Here is a 14,899-nt window from a genome sequence, read left to right as displayed (position 1 = left end):
AGACCGGAACGAATGAACAGCATCCGCATCATCGGCACCGCAACGGCGGTCCTGTCGTGAGCTACAAGGCCGAAATTCCGTACGGCGCGTACTGGAGCACGCCGTTCGCGCGCTGGCAGGGCAGCTTCGCCAATCTCCACAGCGTCCGCTTCGCGGCGCACGTCGCGCGCGAGGAACTGGGCCGGCGCGCGATCGACCCCGCGCTGTTCGACTACGGCGTGCTCGGCTTCTCGGTGCCGCAACAGCATGCGTTCTACGGCCTGCCGTGGCTCACCGGCATGATCGGCGCGACCCGCGCCGGCGGCCCGACGATGATGCAGGCCTGCGCGACGGGCGTACGCACGCTGCTCGCGGCGGCGCAGGAAATCGAGTCGGACATGGCGAGCGTCGCGCTGGCGATCAACTGCGACCGCACCTCGAACGGGCCGCACCTCTACTACCCGAATCCGCGCGGCCCCGGCGGCACCGGCAGCGCCGAAGACTGGGTCATGGACAACTTCGGCTGCGACCCGCTCGGCGGCCATTCGATGCTCGCCACCGCCGAGAACGTCGCGTCGAAACACAACGTCACGACCGCGCAGCAGCACGAACTGGTGTTGCGGCGCGAGCAGCAGTACGGCGACGCGCTGCGCGACGACTCGGCGTTCCTCAGGCGCTTCATGACGCTGCCTTTCGCGGTGCCGAGCGCGGACTTCCGCAAGACGGCAGCGACGCTCGACGGCGACGAAGGGACTTCCCGGTCGACGGCCGACGGGCTGGCGAAGCTGCGGCCCGTCATCGACGGCGGCAGCGTGACGTTCGGCGCGCAGACGCACCCGGCCGACGGCAACGCCGCGATCGTCGTCACGACGCCGGACAAGGCGCGCGAACTGTCGGCGAACCCGAAGATCGCGGTCCGCCTGCACGGCTTCGGCCTCGCCCGGACGGAACTTGCGTACATGCCCGAAGCGATGATCCCGGCCGCGCGCCGCGCGCTTGACCAGGCCGGACGCGGCATCGCCGACCTCGCCGCGATCAAGACGCACAACCCGTTCGCGGTGAACGACATCGTCTTCGCCCGCGAGACCGGCGCCGACCTCGCTTTGATGAACAACTACGGCTGCTCGCTCGTGTGGGGCCATCCGCAGGCGCCGATGGGCACGCGCGCGATCATCGAGCTGATCGAGGAGCTCGCGCTGCGCGGCGGCGGCTTCGGCCTCTTCACCGGCTGCGCGGCCGGCGACACGGCGATGGCGGTGGTGATCGAAGTATGTGACGCGTAGGCAACGCAAGCTGCACGAGCTCCCCTGACGGGGAGCGACGAGAGGCGCAAAAGCGCCCGGACAGACGTACCCCCGACCAGAGTGAAAACGTGTTTATAGAGGCGCAAAAAGCGCCCGTGACGAAACAACTGGAGGAGGAGTGGGCATGGAGCTGTCCGAATGGATAGACCGTCACGCCGGGCTCGTGCCCGGCAAGACGGCAATCCGGTTCCCGGGGCGCGACCTGACGTATGCAGCGTTCGCCGCGGAGATCGACCGGCTCACGTCGGCGCTTCACGCGTCCGGCGTAGTGCGCGGCCGCTGCGTCGCCTATCTCGGCTACAACAGCCCCGAGATGCTCGCGACGCTGTTCGCCTGTGCGCGGCTCGGCGCGCTGTTCATGCCGCTGAACTGGCGGCTGGCCGGGCCCGAGCACCGGCAGCTGCTCGCGGATTGTCCGCCGTCGGTGCTGCTCGTCGAGCCGCGCTTCGTCGCGCAGATCGACGCGTTCCGCGACGCGCTGGCGGGCGTGACGCTGGTCGCGTTCGACGCGCCGCCGCACGGCTGGATCTCGTACGAGGCGCTGCTCGAGCGCAGCGGTGACGCGGTGCCGCGCGACCCGGAAGTCGGGCCGCAGACGCCGCTGCTGATCTGCTACACGTCGGGCACGACCGGCAAGCCCAAGGGGGCGCTGCTGTCGCAGGGCGCGCTGGCGTGGAACGCCGCGAACAGTATCGACCTGCACGAGCTGACCGCCGACGACCGCATCCTGACGACGCTGCCGCTGTTCCACGTCGGCGGGCTCAACAACCAGACGACTCCAGCGCTCTCGGCCGGCGCCACCGTCGTGCTGCATCCGAAGTTCGACGCCGACGCGACTTTCGACGCGATCGAGCAGGAACGCATCACGCTGACCGTGCTCGTGCCGGCGCAGCTCGAAATGATGATCGCCCGGCCGCGCTGGGAGAGCGCCGACCTGTCGAGCCTGCGCATGATCACGACCGGCTCGACGATCGTCCCCGAGCGACTGATCCGCGAAGTGCACCGGCGCGGCGTGCCGCTCGTGCAGATCTACGGCTCGACCGAGACCTGCCCGATCGCCGCGTACGTCAAGGCCGCAGACGCGCAACGCAAGGCCGGTTCGGCCGGTCGCGCGGCGCCGCACTGCAGCCTGCGCGTCGTCGGCGATGACGGTCGCGACGTGAAGCCGGGTGCGACCGGCGAAATCCTCGTGCGCGGCCCGAACGTCATGAGCGCTTACTGGAACGACCCGCAGGCGAGCGCCGCGGTGCTCAAGGACGGGTGGTTTCGCACCGGCGACATGGGCCACCAGGACAGCGAAGGCTATCTCTGGGTCGACGGGCGCAAGAAGGAAATGATCATCTCCGGCGGCGAGAATATCTATCCCGCCGAGATCGAGAACCTGCTCGGCGAGTCGCCCGATATCGCCGAAGTGGCGGTCGTCGGCCGGCCCGACGAGCGCTGGGGCGAAGTCGTCGTCGCCGTCGTCGTGCCGCTCGAAGGCCGCACGCTCGACACGGGGCACGTGCTGCAGCTGCTGGAAGGCCGCATCGCCCGCTACAAGCTGCCGAAAGAGGTGGTGTTCCTCGACGAACTGCCGCGCACCGCGCTCGGCAAGGTCAGGAAGGATGACGTGCGCCGGCTGGTCGCACGGAAAACGTTCATGGAGCAGACCTGATGACATTGAAGATCGGAATCGACGTCGGCGGCACCTTCACCGATTTCGTCGTCACGCGCGACGGCGCCGAGCCGGCGATATTCAAGTCGCTGTCGACGCCGGCCGACCCGTCGATCGCGGTCGTGAATGGCCTCGCCGACATCGCCGCGAGCATGGACCCGCCGCTGTCGCTCGAAGCCTTCGCGCCGCTGATCGACACGATCGTCCACGGCACGACGGTGACGACGAACGCGACGCTCACCGGCAACGGCGCGAAATGCGGCCTCTTGACGACCGAAGGCGTGCGCGACGCGCTCGAGATGCGCCGCGGCGTGCGCGAGGAGCAATACAACAACCGCTACACGAACGTGAAGCCGCTCGTGCCGCGTTATCTGCGCGCCGGCATCCCGGGGCGGCTCGACCGCGACGGCAACGAAGTGGCAGCGCTCGACGTCGAGGAAGTCGCACGGGCGCTCGAACTGTTCCGCCGCGAAGGCGTCGAGGCGGTGTCGATCTGCTTCATGAACTCGTTCGCGAACCCGGCGCACGAACAGGCCGCGGCCGAGCTCGTGCGCCGCGAGCTGCCCGACGCGTACCTGTCGGTGTCGACCGACTTGCTGCCGTCGATCCGCTTCTACGAGCGTGTCAGCACGACGGCGCTCAATTCCTACGTCGGCCCGAAGCTCAACCACTACCTCGACCAGCTCGTCGGCCGGCTCGAGGGCATCGGCTTCGATGGCCTGCTGCTGATCATGCAGTCGAACGGCGGCGTGATCTCGCCGCAGCTCGCGCGCGAAAAAGCGGCGCTGACGCTGCTGTCGGGCCCGGCCGGCGGACCCGGCGCGGGACTTTTCTATGTCCGCACGCACGGCCAGGACCGCTGCATCATCACCGACATGGGCGGCACGAGCTTCGAGGCGTCGGTCGCAGTCGGCACGCCGATGATCAAGAACGACGGCGAGATCGCGCGCCACAAGATCGCGCTGCCAATGCTCGACATCCACACCATCGGCGCCGGCGGCGGCTCGATCGGCTGGCTCGACGAAGGGGGCCTGTTGCGCATGGGCCCGCAGAGCGCCGGCGCCGATCCGGGACCGGCGTGCTACGGCAAAGGCGGAAAACTTCCGGCGACGACCGATGCGAACGTCGTGCTCGGCTACCTCGACCCGGAGTTCTTCGCCGGCGGAAAAATGAAGCTCGACGTCGCCGCCGCGCGCGCCGCGATCGAGGAGCACATCGCGACGCCGATGGGGCTCACGGTCGAGGAAGCTGCGGCCGGCATGTACCGCGTCGCGTGCAACAACATGGCGCAGGGCGTGCGCGAAGTGACGATCAAGCGGGGCTTCGACCCGCGCGAGTTCCCGTTCATCCCGGCCGGCGGCGCCGGCCCGATCCACTCGTGCCTGATCTGCGACGAACTCGAGATTCCGCTGCAGATCGTGCCGCGCGAGTCCTCCGTGCTGTGCGCGTTCGGCATGCTGATGAGCGAACTCAAGCACGACTTCGTGCGCACTTTCGTGTCGCGCCTCGACGCGCTCGACTGGCCGAAGCTCGCGCAGATCATCGGCGAGATGGCGTCCGAAGGGGCCCGCCAGCTGACCGAGGAGCGCATCCCGGACGCGCGCCGCCGCTTCGACGTCAAGCTCGACTGCCGCTACATCAAGCAGTACCACGAGGTGTCGTTCGTCGTGCCGGGGAATCTCATCGACGCCCACGACAGCGCGGGCATCGCGTCCGCGTTCCACGCCGAGCACAACCGGCTGTACGGCTACTCGCTCGAGCAGGAGGGGACGCCGGTCGAAGTCATCAACGTGCGCGTGCAGGCGATCGGCGTCACCGACAAGCCGGTCGCGCGCGAGGAGCCGTGGGCGGGCGACGACGCGGCGCACGCGCTCAAGGGCCGGCGCGCCGTCTATATCCCCGAGACGAAGACGTTCCGCGACGTGCCGGTCTATGACGGCCACCGCATGGGCCACGGCAACCGCATCGACGGCCCCGCGATGATCGAGCAGGAAACCACCGCGATCTTCGTCAGCGCGTCGTACGACTGCGTCGTGGACGCGCTCGGCTCGTTCGCGCTGTTCCGGAAAGGCCGCGAGGACCTCGTGAAATCGTGCATCAAGGACAAGAAGGAGGCCCTGGCATGAGCGCCGTGACTATCGATCCGATCCTGCTCTCCGTCTATGCGCGGACGTTCCGCTCGATCACCGACGAGATGAGCATCTCGATGGAGCAGACGACCCGCTCGCCGATCCTGTGCGAGGCGAAGGACTACGTCACCGGGCTGTACGACGGCGACGGCAACATGCTCGAGCAGACCGAGAACCTGCCGATCCTCGCGTTCTCGCTGGCGCCGGTGTGCAAGTACATCAAGGAATTTTTCGGCGACGAGATCTACCCCGGCGACGTGATCTTCCACAACGACGTGTTCAGCCTCGGCAACCAGAACAACGACGTCGCGGTGTTCAAGCCGGTGTTCTTCGAAGGCCGGCTCGTCGCCTGGACCGCGGTCAAGGGCCACCAGGCCGACATCGGCGGCAACGTCGCCGGCGGCTACAACCCGAACGCGGTCGAAGTGTGGCAGGAGGCGCTGCGCATTCCGCCGGTCAAGGTCGTCGAGAAGGGCAAGCTCAGGAAGGACGTGTGGAACCTGATCTTCGCCAACGTGCGGCTCGACATCGTGCAGCACGACATGAAAGCCGAGATGGGCGCGTGCACGGTCGGCGAGCGGCGCCTGCTCGAACTCCTCGCCAAGTACGGCGTGCCGAGCTACGAGGCACACAAAGAGGCGCTGTTCGACGCGACGCGCAAGATGATGGAAGCCGAGATCGCGAAGATCCCGAACGGCAGCTATTCGGGCGAAGGCAAGGTGTTCTACGACGGCCGCCACGTCGGCTCCAAATTCACGATCCGCGTCGACATCGAGGTCAAGGACAAGTCGATCCGCTTCGACTATTCGCGCACCGACCCGCAGACCAACGGCTTCGTCAACGGCACGTTCACGTCAAGCGCGTCGGCGACGATCCTCACTTTGCTGCAGATGGTGAACCCGGACATCCCGCACAACGAAGGCATGGTGCAGCCGATCGAGATCGTGATCCCGGAAGGCACGATCCTGAACGCCGCGTATCCGAAAGCGACGACGTTCGGCAACCATCTGTGCCCGCCGAACGCCGACGCGATCCAGCGCGCGTTGGCACCCGTGATGCCGGAGCGCGTGACCGCCGGCTGGAACAACCTGTTGGCATCGCTGACGACCGGCATCGACCCGCGCACCAACGAAAAATACGTCGATATCGGGTTCATGGGCCTGAAGGGCGGCTCGGGCGCGATGCTCGGCACCGACGGCTACGACCACATCGGCATGATCGACGCGTCCGGCGGCGTGCTCGACCAGGACTACGAGATGTTCGAGCAGCAGACGCCGCACCGCCTGATCCGCCACGAGCTCCTGACCGATTCGGCCGGCGCCGGCGAATGGCGCGGCGGGCTCGGCGTCGAGACGATCTTCGAGATCGGCTCCGACGACACGCAGCTCGTGACGTTCGGCGACGGCGATTTCGAGCCGGCATTCGGGTTGTTCGGTGGCGGCAGCGGCGGGCTGAACTTCATCCGCCTGCACTACCCGGACGGCCAGACCGTCGTGCCGAAGAACAAGGATCTCATCACCGGCGTGCCGCGCGGCACCGTCTACCACCAGGTCGCGAGCGGCGGCGGCGGCTACGGCGACCCGCAGCGGCGCAGCCGCAAGCTGCTCGCCGAGGAGGTGAGGAACGGTGTGATTTCCGAAAAGGCGGCGCGCGAGCTGTACGGCTACGAAGCCGAAGGGAGCGCGTGATGGACTTCGATCTGTCACCCGAACAACGCGCGATCCAGGACACGTTCGCGCGCTTCAGCGACGAGCGCATCGCGCCGCAGGCGGCCGCGCTCGACGAGGCGCACGCGTTCCCGCGGGCGCTTTTCCGCGAGCTCGCCGAACTCGGCTTTTTCGGCATGCGCTACCCCGAGTCCGTCGGCGGCTCGGGCCTCGCGCTGACCGAGTTCTGCCTCGCGCTGACGGAAGTCGCGCGCGGCTCGATGTCGCTCGCCGGCGCGGTCGCGATGCAGTCGCTGATGGGGACGAAGTTCCTGCACGCGCTGGGCAACGCCGACATCGTCGAGCGCCTCTTCAAGCCGGCGCTCGCCGGCAACAAGATCGGCGCGATCTGCATGACCGAACCGAACGCCGGCTCCGACCTCGAATCGATCGCGACGACCGCGACCCGGGTCGACGGCGGCTATGTCATCAACGGCCAGAAGACGTGGATCACGTCGGCGCCGGTCGCGGACTTCTTCACCGTGTTCGCGCGCGCCGGCGACGAGAAGAAGCTGACGATCTTCCTCGTCGAGAAGGACTTCCCCGGCCTCACCGTCGGGCGCGAGATCCACAAGATGGGCGTGTGGGCGCTGCCGACGTCGGAAGTCGCGTTCGACGGCTGTTTCGTGCCGGACAGCCACCGCCTGTCGAATGAGGAAGGCGACGGCGAAGCGCACCTGAAGAAGACGCTCGCCGAGATCCGCATCATCACCGGCGCGATGGCGCTCGGCGTCGCGCGCGCGGCGCTCTTTGCTGCGGTGCGCTACGCCGGCGAACGGAAACAGTTCGGCAAGCCGATCAACCGCTTCCAGGCGATCCAGCTCAAACTCGCCGACATGGCGACCGGGCTCGAAGCGGCGACCGCCCTCGTCCACCGCGCCGCGTGGCTGTGCGACATGAAGCGCCCACACCACAAGGAAGCGGCGATGGCGAAGCTGTTCGCGACCGAGACGGCCGCAAGCATCTGCGACGACGCGGCGCGCGTGCTCGCGTCGTACGGCTACGCGATGGAATACCCGGTGCAGCGCTACCTGCGCGACGTGCGCTTCACGCTGATCGGCGGCGGCACCAGTGAAATCCTGAAACTCGTCATTGCGAAGGAAGTGAGCTCATGAACGACACAGGACAGCAACGCAGGATCAAGGTCCTGCTCGCGAAGCCCGGCCTCGACGGCCACGACCAGGGCGCGAAGATCGTCGCCCGCGCGATGATGGACGCGGGCTTCGAAGTGATCTACACGGGCCTGCGCCAGACGCCCGAACAGGTCGGGCGAATCTCGCTCGAGGAAGACGTCGACGTCATCGCGCTCTCCAGCATGGCAGGCTCGCACCTGCCGTTCTGCCGCAAGTTGAAGCCGCTGCTCGAAGCCGACGGCCTGCAGGACAAGCTGTGGCTGATCGGCGGCAACCTGCCGGCGCAGGACCACGACGCGCTGCGCGAGCTCGGCTTCAGGGGCATTTTCCCGACCGGCTCGAAGCTCGACGCGATCGTCGCTTATATCCGTGAGAACGTCCGGGAGCACGTCGCATGAACGATCGCGCGCAATCGACGCTGAAAATCATCACGAACGAATCGGGGCTCGAAGTCAAGCCGCTCTACACCGCGGCGGACGTCGAGGAGAGCGGCGGCACGACGATGCTCGGCGAGCCGGGCGAATACCCTTTCACGCGCGGCATCCACCGCGAGATGTACCGCAAGCAGCCCTGGACGATGCGCCAGTACGCCGGCTTCGGCAATCCGCATGACACGAACCAGCGCTTCAAGTACCTGATCGCGAACGGCCAGACCGGCCTGAACGTCGCGTTCGACCTGCCGACGCAGATCGGCCTCGACTCCGACGACCCGCTCGCCGCCGGCGAGATCGGCCGCGTCGGCATGTCGATCGACACCTTGCGCGACTTCGAGGTCGCGTTCGACGGCATCGATCTCGACAAGATCACCGTGTCGATGACGATCAACGGCGCGGCGGCGATCGCGATCGCGATGTACCTCGCGATGGCCGAGAAGCGCGGCTACGACGTGAAGAAGCTGCGCGGCACCGCGCAGAACGACATCCTCAAGGAGTTCATCGGCCGCGGCACGTGGATCTTCCCGGTCGAGCCGTCGATCAAGCTCGTCGGCGACACGATCGAGTACTGCGCCGAGCACGCGCCGAAGTACAGCCCGGTGTCGGTGTGCGGCTACCACATCCGCGAATCGGGCGCGACCCCGGCGCAGGAGATGGCCTACGCGTTCTGCATCGCGAAGGCCTACGCCGACGAAGTCATCGCGCGCGGCCTGGCGGTGGACGAGTTCGCCGGCCGGCTGTCGTACAACTTCAACATCTTCGGCAACCTGTTCGAGCAGGTGTGCAAGTTCCGCGCCGGCCGCAGCCTGTGGGCGAAGATCATGAAGGAGGAGTACAAGGCCGAAAAGCCCGGCTCGATGTGGCTGCGCATGATCGCGGCCGGCGGCGGCGGCGGGCTCACGTTCGAGCAGCCGGAGCTGAACATCGTGCGCGGCGCGTACTACGCGCTGATCAGCGCCTTGTCCGGCACGCAGACGATGGCGCTGTGCTCGTACGACGAGGCCTACACGATCCCGACCGAGTATTCAGCGCGCATCTCGCTGCGGACGATGCAGATCCTCATCGAGGAGATGGGGATGACCGAGACGGTCGATCCACTCGGCGGCTCGTACTACGTCGAGACGATGACGAACCGCATGCGCGACAAGATGGAGGAGATCATCGCCGAGACCGATGCGCAGGGCGGCATCGTCAAGCTCGTGTCCGAAGGGATCATCCAGGCGAAAGTCTCGGCGCAGGCGTACCAGATGCAGCGCGACATCGAGTCCGGCAAGTTCCCGAAAGTCGGCGTCAACCGCTACCGCAACGAGCACGAGGACGAGCACCCGGTCGAGTTCCACCCGTACAACGAGGACGACGCGCGCGTGCAGGTGGACGGGCTGAACAAGGTTCGCGCCGAGCGCGACAGCGAGCACGTCGCGCGCACGCTCGCCGCCGTCAGCGAAGCCGCCCGCGCCGGTGCGAACGTCATGCCGGCGATCGTCGAGGCGGTCAAGGCCTATGCCAGCGTCGGCGAAATCACGAAGGAACTGGTGAAGGTCTATGGCCGCTACCAGGAACCGATCCGCTTCTGAGGAATTGCGAATGACCCCAATCGAACAATATCTCGCACCGGCCACTCTCGACGAGGCGGTCGGCATCCTGCAGCAGGGCGAAGTCACGATCCTCGCCGGCGGCACCGACCTGATGCCGCAGAGCAAGGCGGGACGGCTCGCGATCAAGCGCACGCTGATGAACATCCGCCGCATCCCGGAACTGAAAGGCATCGCGCTCGACAATGACGCGATCCGCATCGGCGCGCTCACGACCATCACCGAGATCCTCAACGACCCGCTCGTCAAGGAATACCTGCCGGTGCTCGCCGACGCCTGTGACCATTTCGCCAGCGACCAGATCCGCAACGCGGGCACCCTCGGCGGCAACATCGGCAACGCCTCGCCCGCCGGCGACACGCTGGTGCCGCTCATCGTGCTCGATGCGGAGGTCGAGCTCGCATCGAAGCCGAATGGTTCGGTGACGACGCGCCGCCTGCCGCTCGCCGAATTCTTCACCGGCCCGGGCCGCACGAAGCGTGCCGCAAACGAACTCCTGACCGCGGTGCGCATCCCGTTGCCGAAAGCCGGCCATGTCGCGCGCTTCTTCAAGTTCGGCACGCGCCCCGCGCTCGACATCTCGGCGATCTCGATCGGCATCGCCGGCGTGATCGACAACGGCGTGATCTCGAACGCGCGCGTCGCGTTCGGCGCCGTCGCGCCGACCCCGATCCGCGCGGCGCGCACCGAAGAGGCGCTCGAAGGCCGGCGCCTCGACGAGGCGACGATCGAAGCGGTCGCGAGCGCCGCACGCGACGAGGTCAACCCGATCGACGACGTGCGCGCGACCGCGTGGTACCGCAAGGAACTGATCCACAACATGACGAAAAGGATTCTCGACCATGTCGCTCAAGCATGACATCGGCTTTACCCTGAACGGCGTGAAGAAGCGCGTCACCGTCGACGTCGGCATGACCGCGCTCGACATGCTGCGCGACGTCGTCGGGCTCACCGGCACGAAATACGGCTGCGGCGAAGGCGAATGCGGCGCATGCACGATCCAGGTCGACGGCCTGTCGATGAACTCGTGCCTGATGTTCGCAGTGGACTGCGACGGCCGCGACCTCGTCACGATCGAAGGCCTCGCCGCCGACCCGCGCGCCGACGCGCTGCGCGAAGCCTTCGTCGAGCACGGCGCGGTGCAGTGCGGTTTCTGCACGCCGGGCATGGTGGTGCAGGCCGCCCACCTCCTCGCCACGCACCCCGACGCGGACGCCGAGACGATCAAGCGCGGCATCGAAGGCAACCTGTGCCGCTGCACCGGCTACAAGAAGATCGTCGACGCGATCGAATCCGCGTGCTGCGGCGGAAAATGAGGAGCGATGCGATGAATGTTGCAGAGAAGACCCATTTCATCGAGGCCGACACACTGATCGGCAAGCGCATCCAGAAAAAGGACGCGCCCGAGAAGGCGGCCGGCAAGACGCGCTACATCCAGGACATGGTGCTGCCGGGGCAGCTGCACGCGAAGATCCTGCGCTCGTCGCGCGTGCATGCGCGCATCGTCTCGATTGACACGTCGGCGGCGAAAGCGCTGCCCGGCGTGCATGTCGTGCTGACCGCAGCGGACGTGCCGGACCAGCAGCCGATCGGCGTCGCGCGCGACCACCTGCCGCTCAAAGGCGAGCGCGTCAGGAGCCTGCGCGACGAGATCGCCGCGGTCGCCGCCGACTCCGAGGAGATCGCCGAAGCGGCGCTGAAACTGATCCGCGTCGAATACGAGGATCTGCCGATCATCAGCGACCCGCAGGACGCGCTGAAGCCCGGCGCGCCGCTGATCCATCCGGAACCGCACGGCGCCGACGGCAAGCACCTGCATCTGAAGCCGAATGCACCGATCGCATTCGCCGGCAAGCCCGACAACATCGCGATGCAGTTCGACTACACGCACGGCGACCTCGCGCAGGCCGAAGCCGAGTCCGACGTCGTGTTCGAGGACACGTTCAAGCTGCATTACGTGACGCACTGCTGCATGGGCGTGTCGGGCATCATCGCCGAGTTCGACGCGTCCGGGAACCTCCTGATGTACTCGAACACGCAGGTGCCGTTCCTGCACAAGCGCGAGTTCGCCGAATACCTGCACATGGACCCGAGCCGCATCCGCATCATCCAGCCGCCGATCGGCGGCGGCTTCGGCTCGAAGCTCGACATCTACCCGTTCGAAGTCATCTGCATCTTCCTCGCGCGCGCCGCGCAGCGGCCGGTGAAGATGGTGTTCTCGCGCGAAGAGGAGTTCCTCGCGTCGCCGACGCGCCAGCCGGTGCTCTTGACGCTGCGCTCCGGCTGCAAGAAGGACGGCACGCTGACGTTCCGCCAGGTGCACACGCTGCACGACAACGGCGCCTACACGTCGTGGGGTGCGACGACGCCGTTCGTCATGATGCAGACCTTCTCGTCGCTGTATCGCGTGCCGGCGTGCGACTACCACACGACCGCGGTGTACACGAACAACCCGTACGCCGGATCGTTCCGCGGCTACGGCAACCTGCAGGCGACGTTCGCCATCGAACAGCACATGGACATGCTGGCCGAGGCGATCCAGATGGACCCGCTCGAGTTCCGGCTGAAGAACGCGCAGGACGCCGGCGAAGTCACCGGCCAGGGCATGAAGTTCAAGAGCTGCGGCTTCAAGGAATGCCTCACGACCGCGGCCGAACGCAGCGACTACCAGGCGAAGCACCGCGACAACATCGTGCATCGCGGCGACGCCGGTCCGGTCAAGCGCGGCATCGGCATCGCGTCGATGCTGCACGTCGGCGGCGGGGCGAAGATCTACCCGTCGGACGGCTGCGGCACGATCCTGAAGCTCGACGACTTCGCCAACGTGACCTTGATCACCGGCGCGTCCGAGATCGGCCAGGGCTCGGAGACCGTGCTGTCGCAGCTCGTCTGCGAGGAACTCGGCCTGCCGATCTCGGCGGTCACGGTCGTCAACAACGACACCGCGATCACGCCATGGGACGTCGGCGTGCATGCGAGCCGCACGACTTTCATCGCCGGCAACTCGGCGATCGGCGCGGCGAAGAAGGCGAAAGCGAAGATCCTCGCGGCGGCGGCAAAGAAGCACGGCTGCGACGAGACCGCGCTGGATTTGCGCGGCGGCTTCGTCATCAAGGCCGACACCGGCGAGCCGGTCGTCGAGCTCGCGCGGCTGATGCGCAACCTGCACTTTTCCGACAAGGCCGAGCTCGTCATGACGACCTTCTACTACGAGCCGCCCAGCGTGCATCAGGACAAGGGCTTCAAGGGCGACGTGTCGGCCGCGTACGCGTGGGCGACGCAGGTCGTCGAAGTCGAAGTCGACACCGACACCGGCATCGTGAAAATGACGAAAGTCACCGGCGCGCACGACGTCGGCCGCGTACTGAACCGCCTCGGCATCGAAGGCCAGATCGAAGGCGGCGTCGTCATGGGCCAGGGTTACGCGCTGACCGAGAACCTGATCGTCGACAACGGCGTCACGCGCAACCCGAACTTCCGCGACTACAAGCTCGTCACTGCGCCGGAAATCCCCGAGATGGACATCTCGTTCATCGAGTCGATGGACGGCGAAGGCCCGCAGGGTGCGAAAGGCGTCGGCGAAGCGCCGTCGATCTGCATTGCCGCGGCCGCCGCAAACGCGATCTACAACGCCACCGGCGTGCGCATTTTCGCGCTGCCTTTCACGCCGGAGGCGGTGTATCGGGCGCTGCACGGCAAGGCCGAAAAACCGCAGCTGCAAGCGTGGAAGGTGACGACGACATGAAAAGGCGCACCGTCCTCTCGATGGAGCAGGCGCTGTCGATGCCGTACGCGACGCTGCGCTTCGCCCAGCTCGGCTGGCGCGTGATCCGCCTCGAATCGACGCCCTCCGGTGGCGGCCTGCCCGGCGACCCGAATCGCTACATCGGCGCGAACGTCGTCGATGACGACCGGCGCACGTATTTCATCGCGCCCAACGTCGGCAAGGAGGCGATCGCGATCAACCTGAAGGAGCCCGACGGCCAGGCGCTGCTGCGGCGCCTGCTCGTCGAGCTCGACGTCGACGTGTTCTGCTGCAACACCGTGCCGCGCCGCTACGCGCAGCTCGGCATCGACTACGAGACGCTGAGCCGCACGAAGCCCGACCTGATCTGGGCCGGCATCTCGGCGATGGGCCCGGACTACCCGGACGCGCCCGGCTACGATCCGGTGCTGCAGGCGATGGCGGGCTACATGGAGCTCACCGGCGACGCCGACGGCCCGCCGACGCTCGCCGGCGTGCCGATCGTCGACCTCAAGGCGGGCGACGAAGTCTTCGCCAATGTCATGCTGGCGCTGCTCGAACGTGCCGAAACGGGCAAGGGCAGCCGCATCGACGTGTCGATGCTGCAGGCCGCTGCGTCGTGGCTCATCACGACGCTGCCGCTGCTCGACTTCGACTGCGCGCCTGCGGAGATCACGCGCTGCGGCAACGCGCACCGCAAGTTCATCCCGACCAACGTCTACCCGACCGCGGACGGCTTCATCTACCTGGCGATCGGCAGCGACGTGCAGTGGCGCCGCCTCACCGAGATCCCGAAGTTCGCGTCGCTCGCCGCAGGCGCCCGCGCGACGAACGAAGGGCGCCACAAGGAGCGCGACGCGATCCACCACGACATGGCGGCGGTGACGACGCGCTTTGCAACCGCCGAGATCGCCGCGGACTTTCGCGACGCGACCATTCCGCACGCACCGATCCATGACATCCCGGCAGTGCGCGACATGGAGGCGGTGCGCCGCCGCCTGACGACGACGCACACGCCCGGCGGCCGGCTCGTGCACATGCAGCCGATGGCCGTCGACGTCGCCGGCGCGAGCGGCGAACTGGCGTTTCCGGCGAAGTACGGGCAGGACACCTGCGCGGTGCTGCGCGAAGCGGGCTACGCGGACGAGGCGATCGCGCAGCTGCGCGAACGGGGCATCGTCGCCGGCTGAGCGTGCCGCAACGGCACCAAGCGAAAAGCG

Annotated in this window: 11 protein-coding genes; all 11 read left to right on the top strand. The window is 67.2% G+C overall.

The genetic code is table 11. From position 1 onward, the window contains the following. Positions 1-56 precede the first annotated feature (56 nt). The 11 genes from GO606_RS06690 to GO606_RS06640 all read left to right on the top strand — a co-directional run bounded on the left by GO606_RS06690 (position 57) and on the right by GO606_RS06640 (position 14,869). The gene (locus GO606_RS06690; protein WP_169118381.1) at positions 57-1,262 is read left to right on the top strand and encodes a thiolase family protein; all 1,206 of its coding nucleotides are present in this window, start codon (positions 57-59) and stop codon (positions 1,260-1,262) included. A gap of 145 nt (positions 1,263-1,407) precedes the next feature. Beyond that, positions 1,408-2,940: an acyl-CoA synthetase gene (locus GO606_RS06685; protein WP_169118382.1), complete on the top strand. Its 1,533-nt coding sequence runs from the start codon at positions 1,408-1,410 to the stop codon at positions 2,938-2,940. Further along, positions 2,940-5,066, top strand: a complete 2,127-nt coding sequence (locus GO606_RS06680; protein ID WP_169118383.1) for a hydantoinase/oxoprolinase family protein — start codon at positions 2,940-2,942, stop codon at positions 5,064-5,066. Before GO606_RS06685 ends, GO606_RS06680 begins: the two co-directional genes overlap by 1 nt. Continuing rightward, positions 5,063-6,757: a hydantoinase B/oxoprolinase family protein gene (locus GO606_RS06675; RefSeq protein ID WP_169118384.1), complete on the top strand. Its 1,695-nt coding sequence runs from the start codon at positions 5,063-5,065 to the stop codon at positions 6,755-6,757. The genes GO606_RS06680 and GO606_RS06675 overlap by 4 nt, the downstream gene beginning before the upstream one ends. Continuing rightward, a complete protein-coding gene (gene iaaF / locus GO606_RS06670) occupies positions 6,757-7,890 on the top strand; it encodes a benzylmalonyl-CoA dehydrogenase (protein WP_169118385.1) in 1,134 nt (377 codons plus the stop codon). Before GO606_RS06675 ends, iaaF begins: the two co-directional genes overlap by 1 nt. Continuing rightward, on the top strand, positions 7,887-8,306 hold the full coding sequence (locus GO606_RS06665; RefSeq protein WP_169118386.1) for a cobalamin B12-binding domain-containing protein: 420 nt from the start codon (positions 7,887-7,889) through the stop codon (positions 8,304-8,306). The genes iaaF and GO606_RS06665 overlap by 4 nt, the downstream gene beginning before the upstream one ends. Further along, positions 8,303-9,916 (top strand): acyl-CoA mutase large subunit family protein, encoded by a 1,614-nt coding sequence (locus GO606_RS06660; protein ID WP_169118387.1) that lies wholly within the window; start codon positions 8,303-8,305, stop codon positions 9,914-9,916. The genes GO606_RS06665 and GO606_RS06660 overlap by 4 nt, the downstream gene beginning before the upstream one ends. 10 nt (positions 9,917-9,926) lie before the next feature. Next, positions 9,927-10,793, top strand: a complete 867-nt coding sequence (locus GO606_RS06655; protein WP_169118388.1) for an FAD binding domain-containing protein — start codon at positions 9,927-9,929, stop codon at positions 10,791-10,793. Beyond that, positions 10,777-11,250, top strand: coding sequence for a (2Fe-2S)-binding protein (locus tag GO606_RS06650; RefSeq protein ID WP_169118389.1), 474 nt, complete (start codon positions 10,777-10,779; stop codon positions 11,248-11,250). The genes GO606_RS06655 and GO606_RS06650 overlap by 17 nt, the downstream gene beginning before the upstream one ends. A gap of 11 nt (positions 11,251-11,261) precedes the next feature. Continuing rightward, the gene (locus GO606_RS06645; RefSeq protein WP_169118390.1) at positions 11,262-13,679 is read left to right on the top strand and encodes a xanthine dehydrogenase family protein molybdopterin-binding subunit; all 2,418 of its coding nucleotides are present in this window, start codon (positions 11,262-11,264) and stop codon (positions 13,677-13,679) included. Further along, the gene (locus GO606_RS06640; RefSeq protein ID WP_169118391.1) at positions 13,676-14,869 is read left to right on the top strand and encodes a CaiB/BaiF CoA transferase family protein; all 1,194 of its coding nucleotides are present in this window, start codon (positions 13,676-13,678) and stop codon (positions 14,867-14,869) included. The genes GO606_RS06645 and GO606_RS06640 overlap by 4 nt, the downstream gene beginning before the upstream one ends. Positions 14,870-14,899 lie beyond the last annotated feature (30 nt).

The sequence above is a fragment of the Aromatoleum anaerobium genome (assembly GCF_012910705.2).
Taxonomy (GTDB): domain Bacteria; phylum Pseudomonadota; class Gammaproteobacteria; order Burkholderiales; family Rhodocyclaceae; genus Aromatoleum; species Aromatoleum anaerobium.
The sequence above is the reverse complement of the archived record's forward strand: the minus strand, read 5'-3'. Positions and strand labels throughout refer to the sequence as shown.

What these genes read in the sequence shown, in the direction of transcription:
- GO606_RS06685 (WP_169118382.1), top strand. Translation starts at nt 1,408, where the DNA reads ATGGAGCTGTCCGAATGGATAGACCGTCACGCCGGGCTCGTGCCCGGC.
- GO606_RS06680 (WP_169118383.1), top strand. Translation starts at nt 2,940, where the DNA reads ATGACATTGAAGATCGGAATCGACGTCGGCGGCACCTTCACCGATTTC.
- GO606_RS06675 (WP_169118384.1), top strand. Translation starts at nt 5,063, where the DNA reads ATGAGCGCCGTGACTATCGATCCGATCCTGCTCTCCGTCTATGCGCGG.
- iaaF (WP_169118385.1), top strand. Translation starts at nt 6,757, where the DNA reads ATGGACTTCGATCTGTCACCCGAACAACGCGCGATCCAGGACACGTTC.
- GO606_RS06665 (WP_169118386.1), top strand. Translation starts at nt 7,887, where the DNA reads ATGAACGACACAGGACAGCAACGCAGGATCAAGGTCCTGCTCGCGAAG.
- GO606_RS06660 (WP_169118387.1), top strand. Translation starts at nt 8,303, where the DNA reads ATGAACGATCGCGCGCAATCGACGCTGAAAATCATCACGAACGAATCG.
- GO606_RS06655 (WP_169118388.1), top strand. Translation starts at nt 9,927, where the DNA reads ATGACCCCAATCGAACAATATCTCGCACCGGCCACTCTCGACGAGGCG.
- GO606_RS06650 (WP_169118389.1), top strand. Translation starts at nt 10,777, where the DNA reads ATGTCGCTCAAGCATGACATCGGCTTTACCCTGAACGGCGTGAAGAAG.
- GO606_RS06645 (WP_169118390.1), top strand. Translation starts at nt 11,262, where the DNA reads ATGAATGTTGCAGAGAAGACCCATTTCATCGAGGCCGACACACTGATC.
- GO606_RS06640 (WP_169118391.1), top strand. Translation starts at nt 13,676, where the DNA reads ATGAAAAGGCGCACCGTCCTCTCGATGGAGCAGGCGCTGTCGATGCCG.